Source organism: Pseudomonas persica, from assembly GCF_900291015.1.
Taxonomy (GTDB): Bacteria; Pseudomonadota; Gammaproteobacteria; order Pseudomonadales; family Pseudomonadaceae; genus Aquipseudomonas.
Window position 1 is genome coordinate 134,956 of sequence record NZ_OLKL01000016.1, and the last position, 12,538, is coordinate 147,493.

The following is a 12,538-nucleotide window of genomic DNA, read 5'->3' on the forward strand; positions in this document are numbered from 1 at the left end:
TTCCTTCGCTTTCTCCGGCGGCGCTGGTCGCCTTAACGCAGACTTCTAGGGTTTTTCATGACGCGCTACATATTCGTCACGGGCGGTGTTGTTTCTTCATTGGGGAAAGGCATTGCCTCGGCTTCCCTGGCGGCCATCCTGGAAGCGCGGGGCCTGAAGGTCACCATGCTCAAGCTGGATCCGTACATCAACGTCGATCCGGGCACCATGAGCCCGTTCCAGCACGGTGAAGTGTTCGTCACCCACGATGGCGCCGAGACCGACCTCGACCTGGGCCACTACGAGCGGTTCATCCGCACCACCATGACCCAGAACAACAACTTCACCACCGGCCGCATCTACGAGCACGTACTGCGCAAGGAGCGTCGTGGTGACTACCTGGGCGCGACCATCCAGGTCATCCCGCACATCACCGACGAAATCAAGCGCCGCATCATCAAGGGCGCCGGCGATGCCGACGTGGCCCTGGTGGAAATCGGCGGTACCGTGGGTGACATCGAGTCGCAGCCGTTCCTCGAGGCCATCCGCCAGCTGCGCGTCGAAGTGGGCTCCAAGCGCGCCATGCTGATGCACCTGACCCTGGTCCCGTACATCGCCACCGCTGGCGAGACCAAGACCAAGCCGACCCAGCACTCGGTCAAGGAACTGCGCTCCATCGGTCTGCAGCCTGACGTGCTGATCTGCCGCTCCGACCACCCGGTCGATGCCTCGTCGCGTCGCAAGATCGCGCTGTTCACCAACGTCGAAGAGCGTGCGGTGATTTCGCTGGAAGACGTCGACACCATCTACAAGATTCCGGGCGTGTTGCACGCACAGGGCCTGGACGACTTCGTCGTCGAGCGTTTCGGCCTGCAGTGCAATGGCGCCGACCTGTCCGAATGGGACAAGGTGGTCGATGCCAAGCTCAACCCTGAGCACGAAGTGACCATCGCCATGGTCGGCAAGTACATGGAACTGCTGGATGCGTACAAGTCGCTGATTGAAGCGATGAGCCACGCCGGCATCACCAACCGCACCAAGGTCAACCTGCGCTACATCGACTCGGAAGATATCGAGAACCAGGGCACCAGCCTGCTCGAAGGCGCCGATGCCATCCTGGTGCCGGGCGGTTTCGGCCTGCGCGGCGTGGAAGGCAAGATCACCGCGGTGCAATATGCCCGTGAGAACAAGGTGCCGTACCTGGGTATCTGCCTGGGCATGCAGGTGGCCGTGATCGAGTTCGCCCGTAACGTGATGGGCTGGAAAGACGCCAACTCCACCGAGTTCGACCGCAACAGCGGTCACCCGGTAGTCGGCCTGATCACCGAGTGGGCCGATGCAACCGGTGCCGTCGAAACCCGCAGCGAAGCCTCCGATCTGGGCGGCACCATGCGCCTGGGCGCACAGGACTGCCAGCTGGCCGCCGGTTCCAAGGTGCACGACTGCTACGGCAAGGACGTGATCACCGAGCGTCACCGTCACCGCTACGAAGTGAACAACAACCTGCTGCCGCAACTGGTCGACGCCGGCCTGGTGGTTTCCGGTCGTTCCGAAGACGGCGCGCTGGTGGAAGTGGTCGAGTCCAAGGACCACCCATGGTTCGTCGCCTGCCAGTTCCACCCGGAATTCACCTCGACCCCGCGTGACGGCCACCCGCTGTTCAGTGGTTTCGTCAAGGCAGCCCTGGCTCAGAAGAACAAGGCCTGATCAATGACCCAGAAGATCATTCGCGTCGGTAACATCGAGATCGCCAACGACAAGCCGTTCGTCCTGTTCGGCGGCATGAACGTCCTGGAGTCCCGTGATCTGGCAATGAAGGTCTGCGAAGAGTACGTACGGGTGACCGAGAAGCTCGGCATCCCCTACGTGTTCAAGGCCAGCTTCGACAAGGCCAACCGTTCGTCGGTAACGTCGTACCGTGGCCCGGGCATGGAAGAAGGGCTGAAGATCTTCGAAGAGATCAAGCGCACCTTCAACGTGCCGGTCATTACCGACGTGCACGAGCCTTACCAGGCCGAGCCGGTAGCCAAGGTGTGCGACATCATCCAGCTGCCGGCCTTCCTGTCGCGGCAGACCGACCTGGTGGTGGCCATGGCCAGGACCGGCGCGGTGATCAACATCAAGAAGGCCCAGTTCCTCGCGCCCCAGGAAATGAAGCACATCCTGAGCAAGTGCGAAGAGGCTGGCAACGACCAGTTGATCCTCTGCGAGCGTGGTTCGAGCTTCGGCTACAACAACCTGGTGGTGGACATGCTCGGCTTCGGCATCATGAAGCAGTTCGAGTACCCGGTGTTCTTCGACGTGACCCACGCCCTGCAGATGCCGGGTGGTCGTGCCGACTCCGCCGGTGGTCGCCGCGCCCAGGTCACCGACCTGGCCAAGGCCGGCATGAGCCAGGGGCTGGCCGGGCTGTTCCTCGAAGCCCACCCCGACCCGGACAACGCCAAGTGCGATGGCCCATGCGCCCTGCGCCTGGACAAGCTGGAGCCGTTCCTGGCCCAGCTCAAGCAACTGGACGACCTGGTGAAAAGTTTTCCGACGGTAGAAACCGCGTAAAGCTCAATTCTCGGGTAAAGTACCGTCCGATCCACCCCTGACCAGTCGGTCAGGGGTTCCCTTCACCCGGCCTGCCCACTGCAAGTCCGCCCGGTGAACGGCAAGAATTTCCTAAGCTAAGTTGTTTTCGTCAATTCTGGAGTGCTTACAACAATGGCAAAAATCGTCGACATCAAAGGTCGTGAAGTTCTCGATTCGCGTGGCAACCCCACCGTGGAAGCCGATGTACTGCTCGACAACGGCATCATCGGCAGCGCCTGCGCGCCGTCCGGTGCTTCCACTGGCTCGCGCGAAGCGCTGGAGCTGCGTGATGGCGACAAGAGCCGTTACCTGGGCAAGGGTGTGCTGAAGGCCGTCGCCAACATCAACGGCCCGATCCGTGACCTGCTGCTGGGCAAGGACCCTGCCGACCAGAAGGCCCTGGACCGCGCCATGATCGAACTGGACGGTACCGAGAACAAGGCCAAGCTGGGCGCCAACGCCATCCTGGCCGTTTCCCTGGCTGCCGCCAAGGCCGCTGCCCAGGACCAGGACCTGCCGCTGTACGCGCACATCGCCAACCTGAACGGCACCCCGGGCCAGTACTCGATGCCGGTACCGATGATGAACATCATCAACGGTGGCGAGCACGCCGACAACAACGTCGACATCCAGGAGTTCATGGTTCAGCCGGTTGGCGCCAAGACCTTCTCCGACGGCCTGCGCATGGGGACCGAAATCTTCCACCACCTCAAGGCCGTGCTGAAGGCCCGTGGCCTGAACACCGCGGTTGGTGACGAAGGTGGTTTCGCCCCTAACCTGGCTTCCAACGAAGACGCCCTGGGCGCCATCGCCGAAGCCGTTGAGAAGGCCGGCTACAAGCTGGGCACCGACGTGACCCTGGCCCTGGACTGTGCGGCTTCCGAGTTCTACGAAGACGGCAAGTACAACCTGTCCGGCGAAGGCAAGTCGTTCGACGCCGAAGGCTTCGCCGAGTACCTGAAAGGCCTGACCGAGCGCTTCCCGATCATCTCGATCGAAGACGGCCTGGACGAGTCCGACTGGGCTGGCTGGAAGATCCTCACCGACAAGATTGGCACCAAGGTGCAGCTGGTTGGCGACGACCTGTTCGTGACCAACACCAAGATCCTCAAGGAAGGCATCGAGAAGGGCATCGGTAACTCGATCCTGATCAAGTTCAACCAGATCGGCTCGCTGACCGAAACCCTGGAAGCCATCCAGATGGCCAAGGCTGCTGGCTACACCGCGGTGATCTCGCACCGGTCCGGTGAAACCGAAGACTCGACCATCGCCGACCTGGCCGTGGGTACCGCCGCAGGTCAGATCAAGACTGGCTCGCTGTGCCGTTCCGACCGCGTTTCCAAGTACAACCAGCTGCTGCGCATCGAAGAGCAACTGGGTGCCAAAGCGGTTTACCGCGGTCGTGCCGAGTTTCGCGGCTAAGCAAGAGATGGTAAAAAGACAGCAGCTGGAGTTGTAGGAACGTTCGTACTGATCTTTCCTACATTCCAACGGGTTTCTGTCGACGAAGCCTGGCCTCGGCCAGGCTTCGTGCTATTCGAGGCCCCGAAGTAAACAATACCCGGCAGCCTTTTTAACCTGGATAACGTGATGCGCAGTCCCTATTGGTTGTTCCTCGTCCTGCTCCTGCTGCTGGGTGGCCTGCAATACCGCCTGTGGGTGGGTAATGGCAGCCTGGCGCAAGTGACCGAGCTGAAGCAGCAGATTGCCGAGCAGCATGCCGAAAACGAGCGCTTGCTCGAGCGCAACCGCGTGCTCGATGCCGAAGTGCTGGAGCTGAAAAAAGGCATGGAGACCGTTGAAGAGCGTGCTCGCCATGAATTGGGAATGGTCAAAGAGGGCGAAACCCTCTTCCAGTTGCCACAAAAATGATCGAAACGTTACCGGCCTTCTGGGCCGTGATTCCTGCTGCGGGCGTAGGTGCCCGCATGGCTGCCGACCGCCCCAAGCAGTACCTGGAGCTGGCCGGGCAGACTATTCTCGAGCACAGCCTCGACTGTTTTCTTGGCCATCCGATGCTCAAGGGCGTGGTGGTCAGCATCGCCGAAGACGACCCGTACTGGCCTGCTCTGCGCTGCGCCAGTGACCCGCGTATCCAGCGCGCGGCGGGTGGCCGCGAGCGTGCCGACTCGGTGCTCAATGCCTTGCTGATGCTGCATGCCCAAGGGGCGGCGGACAGCGACTGGGTGCTGGTGCACGATGCCGCGCGACCGAACCTGGCGCGCAGCGATCTGGACAAGCTGTTGTCGGAACTGGCGGACGACCCGGTGGGTGGCCTGCTGGCGGTGCCGGCGCGCGATACCCTCAAGCGGGCCAATGCCGATGGTCGGGTGGGCGCTACCGTAGACCGCAGCACCATCTGGCAGGCGTACACGCCGCAGATGTTCCGCCTCGGGGCGCTGCACCAGGCGCTGGCCGAGTGCCTGGTGTCGGATGTGTTGGTGACCGACGAATCCTCTGCTATCGAATGGTCCGGCCAGGCGCCGCGGCTGGTCGAAGGGCGCAGTGACAACATCAAGGTGACCCGGCCGGAAGACCTGGAGTGGTTGCGCCAGCGTTGGTCGGGGCGCCGCTGAATTTCTTGCTCCTGTGCCGGCCTCTTCGCGGGTATCGCGCGCTTTACCTGTGGGAGATGGCCCAGCCCTTTGGTCTGCGCTGTCGCATAGAGAACTGAATTCGCAAGCGGTCCGTGCATCCTGNGCTGCGCCGCTGTTCGCGGCTAAAGCCGCTCCCACAGGGGCCCTGCTAATTCAACGAGTTATGTGCAGTTCTATGAGAGCGGGTTTACCCGCGAAGAGGCCAGACCAGCCAGCACAAGGTTTCAGTTCAAGCGATACTCCGGCAACCCCGCCAATCCTTCCTTCAGGTAATCCACCAGCCGTCGCACCTTCGGCGAAAGATGCCGCTGCTGCGGATACAGCGCCCACACCGCGGTATTCGGCGGCTGGTGCGTCTCCAGCAACGACACCAATGCACCACTGTTCAGGTGCTCCAGTACGTAATAATCCGGCAACTGGCACAACCCCATCCCCTGCAGCGCCGCATCCAGCACCGCCTGCCCGCTGTTGCAGCGCCAGTTGCCTTGCACTCGCTGGCTGATCTCGCGGCCGTCCTGCTGCAGCGCCCACAAGTCCGAACTGCCCACCAGGCAATTGTGTCGTGCCAGTTCCGACAGGCTGTGTGGCCGACCATAGCGTTCCAGGTAGGCCGGCGAGGCGCACAGGTACATGCGCCGCGGCGCCAGGCGGGTTGCCACCAGTCGCGAGTCGGCCAGCCGGCCCAGGCGGATGGCCAGGTCCATGCCTTCATGCAGCAGGTCGAGGGTGTGGTTGCTCAGTTGCACATCCACCCGTAACTGCGGGTATAGCGCCATGAACCGCGTCACCAGCGGCACGATGAAGCGCTCGCCATAGGCCACCGCACAGGTCATGCGCAGCAAGCCCTTGGGTTCGCTGGCCAGGTCGCCGATGGCGCGCAGGGCTTCCTCGCGGCCATCCTGCAGGCGCTGGCAGTGCTGCAGGAATGTCTGCCCGGCCTCGCTCAGGGTCACCCGCCGGGTGCTGCGGTACAGCAGGCGCGTCTGCAGGCGTTCCTCCAGCCGGGCGATCTGCCGGCTGATGTGCGACGAGGATACCCCCAGGCGCTCGGCGGCCGCAGTGAACTGGCCCGACTCGGCCACGGCGACGAATTCGTCGATGCCTTCCCAGCGGCTGCTCATGGATTATCCCTGTATGGCAACAATGTTTTGTCTTTGCCCGGATTATTCATCAAAAGGCGGTGAATTACACTGCCAGACTGAATCGCCCCCCTTTCTGGAGACCTTTGATGATCAAGTCCCGTGCTGCCGTAGCCTTCGAAGCCAAGAAACCCCTGGAAATCGTCGAAGTCGACGTGGCCATGCCCAAGGCCGGTGAAGTGCTGCTGCGCGTGGTCGCCAGCGGTGTCTGCCACACTGACGCCTACACCCTGTCCGGCGCCGACCCGGAGGGTATCTTCCCGTCGATCCTGGGCCACGAAGGTGGCGCGATCGTCGAGGCGGTAGGCGAGGGCGTCACCTCGGTTGCCGTCGGTGACCACGTCATTCCGCTGTACACCCCGGAATGCGGCAAGTGCAAGTTCTGCCTCTCGGGCAAGACCAACCTGTGCCAGGCCATCCGCGCCACCCAGGGCAAGGGCCTGATGCCGGATGGCACCACGCGCTTCTCCTACAAAGGCCAGCAGCTGTTCCACTACATGGGTACCTCGACCTTCTCCGAGTACACCGTGCTGCCGGAAATCTCCGTGGCCAAGATCCAGAAAGAAGCGCCGCTGGAAAAGGTCTGCCTGCTGGGCTGTGGCGTCACCACCGGTATTGGCGCGGTGCTCAACACCGCCAAGGTCAAGCCGGGTGACACCGTGGCCATCTTCGGCCTGGGCGGCATCGGCCTGTCGGCGGTGATCGGTGCGGTCAAGGCCAAGGCCTCGCGCATCATCGCCATCGACATCAACCCGGCCAAGTTCGAAATCGCCCGCCAGCTGGGTGCCACCGATTGCATCAACCCGAAAGACTACGACCGCCCGATCCAGGAAGTGATCGTCGACCTCACCGACGGTGGCGTGGACTTCTCCTTCGAGTGCATCGGCAACGTGCAACTGATGCGTGCTGCGCTGGAGTGCTGCCACAAGGGCTGGGGCGAGTCGGTGATCATCGGCGTGGCCGGTGCCGGTCAGGAAATCGCCACCCGTCCGTTCCAGCTGGTCACCGGCCGTGTATGGCGTGGTTCGGCATTCGGCGGCGTGCGTGGCCGCAGCGAGCTGCCAAGCTACGTGGAAATGTCCGAGAAGGGCGAGATTCCGCTGGATACTTTCATCACCCACACCATGGGCCTGGAAGACATCAACAAGGCCTTCGACCTGATGCACGAAGGCAAGAGCATCCGCAGCGTGATCCACTTCTGAGGTTTGCCATGAGCCTGGATAACATCTCCTGCCAGAAGAGCTTCGGCGGCTGGCACAAGCGTTACCGGCATCACTCCAAGGTGCTGGGCTGCGACATGGTGTTCGCCGTCTACCTGCCGCCGCAGGCCGAACAAGGCGAGAAGCTGCCGGTGCTGTACTGGCTCAGCGGCCTCACCTGCACCGACGAGAACTTCATGCAGAAGGCCGGCGCCCAGCGCCTGGCCGCGGAGCTTGGGCTGATCATCGTCGCCCCCGACACCAGCCCGCGTGGCGAGCAGGTGCCGGGCGACCCGGACGGCGCCTGGGACTTCGGCCTGGGGGCCGGCTTCTACCTCAATGCCACTCAGCAGCCCTGGGCCCAGCACTACCGCATGCACGACTATGTGGTGGAGGAGTTGCCCGCATTGATCGAAGCGCACTTTCCGGCCTCGGGCGAGCGCAGCATCAGTGGCCACTCGATGGGTGGGCATGGCGCGCTGGTGTGCGCCTTGCGCAATCCGGGGCGCTACCGCTCGGTATCGGCGTTCTCGCCGATCAGCAACCCTATGGATTGCCCGTGGGGCGAGAAAGCCTTCAGCCGCTACCTGGGTGAAGACCGTGCGCGCTGGCGCGAGTGGGATGCCAGCGTGCTGCTGGCCGAAACCCCGGCCGGTGAGTGCCCGCTATTGCTGGTGGACCAGGGCGACCGCGACGACTTCCTCGAGAAGCAGCTCAAGCCAGAAGCCCTGGAGCAGGCGGCACGCAAAGGGGGGCATGAGCTGACCCTGCGCCTGCAGCCTGGCTATGACCACAGCTACTACTTCATCGCCAGCTTCATCGAGGAGCACCTGCGTCATCATGCGGTGGCCTTGGGGCGGGTGTAAGGCGTAGCATTTTGGGGGCCTGCGAGATCGAGCGCCGCCCGCGCGGCGCTCGATCTCGCAGGCGCTGAAGACCCCAAGGCGATCACCTCCAGCCCCAATGCCTCAAAAGCAGGTAGAATCACGCCCTGACTCATTCAGGGCGTTTTTCTATGCGTATTGGCCACGGCTACGATGTGCACCGTTTCTGCGACGGTGATTTCATTACCCTGGGCGGGGTGCGTATCCCCCACAAATACGGCCTCCTGGCCCACTCCGATGGTGACGTGCTGCTGCATGCCCTGAGCGATGCCTTGCTTGGCGCGGCAGCGCTGGGCGACATCGGCAAGCACTTCCCTGACACCGACCCGCAGTTCAAGGGCGCCGACAGCCGCGTGCTGCTGCGCCATGTGGTCGGCATCGTCCAGGCCAAGGGCTGGAAGGTCGGCAACATCGACGCCACCATCGTCGCCCAGGCGCCGAAGATGGCCCCGCACATCGAAACCATGCGCCAGCTGATCGCCGCAGACCTGCAGGTCGAACTCGACCAGGTCAACGTCAAGGCTACCACCACCGAGAAGCTGGGTTTCACCGGCCGCGAGGAGGGCATCGCCGTGCATTCGGTAGCCCTGCTGCTGCCAGCATGACCGAACTGGAACTGCTGGGCCCGCGCGCATCGGGCGAACCACTGGGTACTGCCGTCCTCAAGGCGGTGGCCGAAGATTTCCAGGTCGACGAAGTGCTGGACATCCCGCTGTCGGGCCAGGGCGAGCACCTGTGGCTGTGGGTCGAGAAGCGTGACCTGAACACCGAAGAGGCCGCCCGCCGCCTGGCCCGCGCCGCTGGCGTGCCCGTGCGCACGATCAGCTACGCCGGCCTCAAGGACCGCCAGGCGCTGACCCGCCAGTGGTTCAGCCTGCACCTGCCGGGCAAGGCCGACCCGGACCTGTCGCGTGCCGAGGATGCCAGCCTGCGCGTGCTCAAGCAGGTGCGCCACCAGCGCAAGCTGCAGCGCGGCGCGCATTCGGCCAACGGCTTCACGCTGCGCCTGACGGCCCTGGCTGCCGATCACCAGGCGCTGGATACGCGCCTGCACCAGCTCAAGCAGCATGGTGTGCCCAACTATTTCGGCACCCAGCGCTTCGGCCACGGTGGCGGCAACGTTCACGACGCCCTCGACTGGGCCGCACGCAAGGCCCTGCCCGAGCAGCGCAACGTGCGCTCGCGGCTGCTGTCGGCCGGACGCAGTTACCTGTTCAACCAGCTGTTGGCGGCTCGTGTCGACGATGGCAGCTGGGCGCGGGCCCAGGTGGGCGACCTGCTGGCGTTCACCGACAGCCGCAGCTTCTTCCCGGCGGGTGAGGCGGAATGTGCCGACCCGCGCCTGGCGATTCTCGATTTGCACCCGACCGGCCCGATGTGGGGCGCGGGCGATTCGCCGGCCACCGGTGTCACGGCACAGCTGGAAAACGCTGTCGGCGCGCGTCAGCCGGCACTTTGCCAGTGGTTGGCCCAGGCAGGCATGGATCACGAACGACGCATTCTGCGGCTCCCTATTGGCGGCCTTACGTGGCATTATCCCGAGCCTGATATCCTGCAACTGGAATTCGTCCTTCCGGCCGGATGCTTCGCCACCGTGGTGGTGCGCGAAGTCGTGGATCTGGTGTCGGCAGGGCAGACGGACAGCTCATGCGTATTCTGATTTCGAACGACGACGGTGTTACCGCACCCGGCATCGCCGCGCTGCACGCTGCGCTGGTGGATTACGCCGAGTGCGTGGTGATTGCCCCGGATCAAGACAAGAGTGGCGCCAGCAGTTCGCTGACGCTGGACCGGCCACTGCACCCGCAGACCTTGGCCAATGGCTTCATCAGCCTCAACGGCACGCCAACCGACTGCGTGCACCTGGGGCTCAATGGGCTGTTGCCGCAGGCACCGGACATGGTCGTGTCGGGGATCAACCTCGGTGCCAATCTGGGCGACGATGTGCTCTATTCGGGCACGGTCGCGGCCGCGTTGGAGGGCCGTTTCCTCGGCGGTACCTCGCTGGCGTTTTCGCTGTTGTCGCGCCAGCCGGACAACCTGCCGACCGCGGCCCATATCGCCCGCCGCCTGGTCGAGGCGCAGTCGCGCCTGGCCTTGCCGCCGCGCACCGTACTCAACGTCAACATCCCCAACCTGCCGCTGGAGCACATTCGTGGCATTCAGCTCACCCGCCTCGGTCACCGGGCGCGGGCGGCGGCGCCGACCAAGGTGGTCAACCCGCGCGGCAAGGAAGGCTACTGGATCGCCGTGGCCGGGGATGCCGAGGACGGCGGCCCGGGCACCGACTTCCACGCGGTAATGCAAGGCTACGTATCGATCACTCCGCTGCAGCTCGACCGCACCTTCAGTGATGCCTTCGAGCAGCTCGACGGTTGGCTGGAGGGCCTGCTCTGATGCGCGAGGACGATATGCTGCGGCGTGGCATCGGCATGACCTCCCAGCGTACCCGGGAGCGGCTGATCCAGCGCCTGTGCGAAGAGGGCGTTTCGAACACCAAGGTGCTCGATGTGATCCGCCGTACCCCGCGCCATCTGTTCGTCGACGAAGCGCTGGCGCATCGCGCCTACGAAGACACCGCGTTGCCAATCGGCCACAATCAGACCATCTCGCAACCGTTCATGGTTGCCCACATGAGCGAGCTGCTGCTTGAGGCCGGGCCACTGGACAAGGTGCTGGAGATCGGCACCGGCTCGGGCTACCAGACGGCGATCCTGGCCCAGTTGGTCGAGCGGGTGTTCTCGGTGGAACGCATCAAGGTGTTGCAGGACCGGGCCAAGGAGCGCCTGGTGGAGCTGAACCTGCGCAACGTGGTGTTCCGTTGGGGCGACGGTTGTGAGGGCTGGCCGGCGCTGGCGCCGTACAACGGCATCATCGTCACCGCGGTGGCGCCGGAAGTGCCGCAGGCACTGCTCGACCAGCTGGCACCCGGTGGCCGTATGGTGATCCCGGTGGGGCCAGCCGGGGAAACCCAGCAACTGATGCTGATCGTGCGCGAGGAGCATGGCTTCTCCCGCCGCGTGCTGGGGGCCGTGCGCTTCGTACCGCTGCTCAACGGCCCGCTGGCCTGAACACTGCTGGTTTGAGCCACACGATATTTTTGCGCCAGCACCGAATTCTTGCAGCAACACCCTGTCTATCTGGCGGGGTGAAGCGCTAGCGCACAGCTTGCACCAAGGCTTTGCAGCAGTCTTTCACCAATCCTGCCAATGCGGGCGGGCTTGGTTATAATTGCAACAATATTGCATTTCTTGTCTTCATTTCGTTTTTCGGCACCATGAGGGGAGCGCGGGTGGGTCACACAGTCATTCGGCAGCGCAAGGACGGGTCGGGTTTCACGCTTCTGGTGATTGCACTGGCCATGGGCACGCTACTGGCGGGTTGCTCAAGCACCAGCAGCAACAGCGCGCGGGTGGTCGACCGCAATAACACCGTGCCCAAGCGCCCGGCGGTAACCACCGGGCAGTACATCGTCAAACCTGGCGATACGCTGTTCTCCATCGCCTTCCGTTATGGTTGGGACTACAAGGAACTGGCCGCGCGCAACGGCATCTCGGCGCCTTACACGATTCGCCCGGGGCAGGCGATTCGTTTCAGCAGCGGCTCTACCGGCAGCACCACGGTGGTGTCCAGCCCGTCGTCGTCGAGCAAGACCACAGTCATCCGGCGGCCTGTGGCAAGCACCGCCACACCCCCTGGCAGCACCAGCAAACCGGCCACGCCGGCAGCCTCCAGCAGCGCCCCGGTGGTTGCCACCGTGCCCGCGGCGGAGCGCGCGGTAGGCGGCTGGACCTGGCCTGCCAATGGCGTGCTGATTGGAAAATTCGCTTCAAACGGTAGTTTGAATAAAGGCATTGATATCGCCGGTGATTTGGGACAGCCTGTTTTTGCTGCGTCTGATGGTGCAGTGGTTTATGCCGGGAGTGGTTTGAGGGGCTACGGCGAACTGATCATCATCAAGCACAGCGATACCTACGTCAGTGCCTACGGCCATAACCGCAGGCTGTTGGTTCGGGAGGGGCAGCAGGTCAAGGCAGGGCAGTCGATTGCTGAAATGGGGTCCACGGGCACTGATCGGGTGAAGCTGCATTTCGAGATTCGCCGCCAGGGTAAACCCGTCGATCCGCTCCAGTTCCTGCCACGTCGTTGACCGTTGTACCCGG

13 protein-coding genes are annotated in these 12,538 nt (G+C 63.6%); 12 read left to right on the forward strand and 1 reads right to left on the reverse strand.

All coding sequences use genetic code 11. The annotated features are described in order from the left end of the window. Window positions 1-57: 57 nt before the first annotated feature. From FQ664_RS08395 to ispD, 5 genes are all read left to right on the forward strand, one after another. Window positions 58-1,686, forward strand: a complete 1,629-nt coding sequence (locus FQ664_RS08395; protein WP_025337984.1) for a CTP synthase — start codon at window positions 58-60, stop codon at window positions 1,684-1,686. 3 nt (window positions 1,687-1,689) lie between these two features. Further along, window positions 1,690-2,535: a 3-deoxy-8-phosphooctulonate synthase gene (kdsA, locus tag FQ664_RS08400; RefSeq protein ID WP_114168916.1), complete on the forward strand. Its 846-nt coding sequence runs from the start codon at window positions 1,690-1,692 to the stop codon at window positions 2,533-2,535. Window positions 2,536-2,688: 153 nt separating this feature from the next. Then, window positions 2,689-3,978, forward strand: coding sequence for a phosphopyruvate hydratase (eno, locus tag FQ664_RS08405; protein WP_015269203.1), 1,290 nt, complete (start codon window positions 2,689-2,691; stop codon window positions 3,976-3,978). Window positions 3,979-4,146: 168 nt separating this feature from the next. Beyond that, window positions 4,147-4,428 carry a cell division protein FtsB gene (gene ftsB / locus FQ664_RS08410; RefSeq protein WP_004375443.1) on the forward strand — a complete coding sequence of 94 codons (282 nt, stop codon included), beginning with the start codon at window positions 4,147-4,149 and terminating at the stop codon, window positions 4,426-4,428. Continuing rightward, a complete protein-coding gene (ispD, locus tag FQ664_RS08415; protein WP_144171528.1) occupies window positions 4,425-5,132 on the forward strand; it encodes a 2-C-methyl-D-erythritol 4-phosphate cytidylyltransferase in 708 nt (235 codons plus the stop codon). The genes ftsB and ispD overlap by 4 nt, the downstream gene beginning before the upstream one ends. 245 nt (window positions 5,133-5,377) lie before the next feature. Here the strand turns inward: ispD and FQ664_RS08420 are convergent, their stop codons facing one another. Continuing rightward, window positions 5,378-6,274, reverse strand: coding sequence for a LysR substrate-binding domain-containing protein (locus FQ664_RS08420; protein WP_144171529.1), 897 nt, complete (start codon window positions 6,272-6,274; stop codon window positions 5,378-5,380). Between the two features lie 107 nt (window positions 6,275-6,381). Here FQ664_RS08420 and FQ664_RS08425 point away from each other — a divergent pair, with 107 nt between their 5' ends. From FQ664_RS08425 to FQ664_RS08455, 7 genes are all read left to right on the forward strand, one after another. After that, window positions 6,382-7,494 (forward strand): S-(hydroxymethyl)glutathione dehydrogenase/class III alcohol dehydrogenase, encoded by a 1,113-nt coding sequence (locus FQ664_RS08425; RefSeq protein ID WP_016712915.1) that lies wholly within the window; start codon window positions 6,382-6,384, stop codon window positions 7,492-7,494. A gap of 8 nt (window positions 7,495-7,502) precedes the next feature. Then, window positions 7,503-8,357, forward strand: coding sequence for an S-formylglutathione hydrolase (gene fghA / locus FQ664_RS08430; RefSeq protein ID WP_144171530.1), 855 nt, complete (start codon window positions 7,503-7,505; stop codon window positions 8,355-8,357). Between the two features lie 149 nt (window positions 8,358-8,506). Continuing rightward, entirely contained in the window at window positions 8,507-8,980 is a 474-nt protein-coding gene (gene ispF, locus FQ664_RS08435) for a 2-C-methyl-D-erythritol 2,4-cyclodiphosphate synthase (protein WP_144171531.1), read from the forward strand. Continuing rightward, window positions 8,977-10,035 (forward strand): tRNA pseudouridine(13) synthase TruD, encoded by a 1,059-nt coding sequence (gene truD / locus FQ664_RS08440; RefSeq protein WP_144171532.1) that lies wholly within the window; start codon window positions 8,977-8,979, stop codon window positions 10,033-10,035. The genes ispF and truD overlap by 4 nt, the downstream gene beginning before the upstream one ends. Continuing rightward, a complete protein-coding gene (gene surE / locus FQ664_RS08445; protein ID WP_013971274.1) occupies window positions 10,023-10,772 on the forward strand; it encodes a 5'/3'-nucleotidase SurE in 750 nt (249 codons plus the stop codon). Before truD ends, surE begins: the two co-directional genes overlap by 13 nt. A gap of 35 nt (window positions 10,773-10,807) precedes the next feature. After that, entirely contained in the window at window positions 10,808-11,446 is a 639-nt protein-coding gene (locus FQ664_RS08450) for a protein-L-isoaspartate(D-aspartate) O-methyltransferase (RefSeq protein WP_015269209.1), read from the forward strand. 221 nt (window positions 11,447-11,667) lie between these two features. Next, window positions 11,668-12,525: a peptidoglycan DD-metalloendopeptidase family protein gene (locus FQ664_RS08455; protein ID WP_144171578.1), complete on the forward strand. Its 858-nt coding sequence runs from the start codon at window positions 11,668-11,670 to the stop codon at window positions 12,523-12,525. The last annotated feature ends 13 nt before the right edge of the window (window positions 12,526-12,538 follow it).

Bases quoted from the DNA above. Each gene is read 5' to 3' on its own strand.
- FQ664_RS08395 (WP_025337984.1), top strand. From the start codon at position 58: ATGACGCGCTACATATTCGTCACGGGCGGTGTTGTTTCTTCATTGGGG.
- kdsA (WP_114168916.1), top strand. From the start codon at position 1,690: ATGACCCAGAAGATCATTCGCGTCGGTAACATCGAGATCGCCAACGAC.
- eno (WP_015269203.1), top strand. From the start codon at position 2,689: ATGGCAAAAATCGTCGACATCAAAGGTCGTGAAGTTCTCGATTCGCGT.
- ftsB (WP_004375443.1), top strand. From the start codon at position 4,147: ATGCGCAGTCCCTATTGGTTGTTCCTCGTCCTGCTCCTGCTGCTGGGT.
- ispD (WP_144171528.1), top strand. From the start codon at position 4,425: ATGATCGAAACGTTACCGGCCTTCTGGGCCGTGATTCCTGCTGCGGGC.
- FQ664_RS08420 (WP_144171529.1), bottom strand. From the start codon at position 6,274: ATGAGCAGCCGCTGGGAAGGCATCGACGAATTCGTCGCCGTGGCCGAG.
- FQ664_RS08425 (WP_016712915.1), top strand. From the start codon at position 6,382: ATGATCAAGTCCCGTGCTGCCGTAGCCTTCGAAGCCAAGAAACCCCTG.
- fghA (WP_144171530.1), top strand. From the start codon at position 7,503: ATGAGCCTGGATAACATCTCCTGCCAGAAGAGCTTCGGCGGCTGGCAC.
- ispF (WP_144171531.1), top strand. From the start codon at position 8,507: ATGCGTATTGGCCACGGCTACGATGTGCACCGTTTCTGCGACGGTGAT.
- truD (WP_144171532.1), top strand. From the start codon at position 8,977: ATGACCGAACTGGAACTGCTGGGCCCGCGCGCATCGGGCGAACCACTG.
- surE (WP_013971274.1), top strand. From the start codon at position 10,023: ATGCGTATTCTGATTTCGAACGACGACGGTGTTACCGCACCCGGCATC.
- FQ664_RS08450 (WP_015269209.1), top strand. From the start codon at position 10,808: ATGACCTCCCAGCGTACCCGGGAGCGGCTGATCCAGCGCCTGTGCGAA.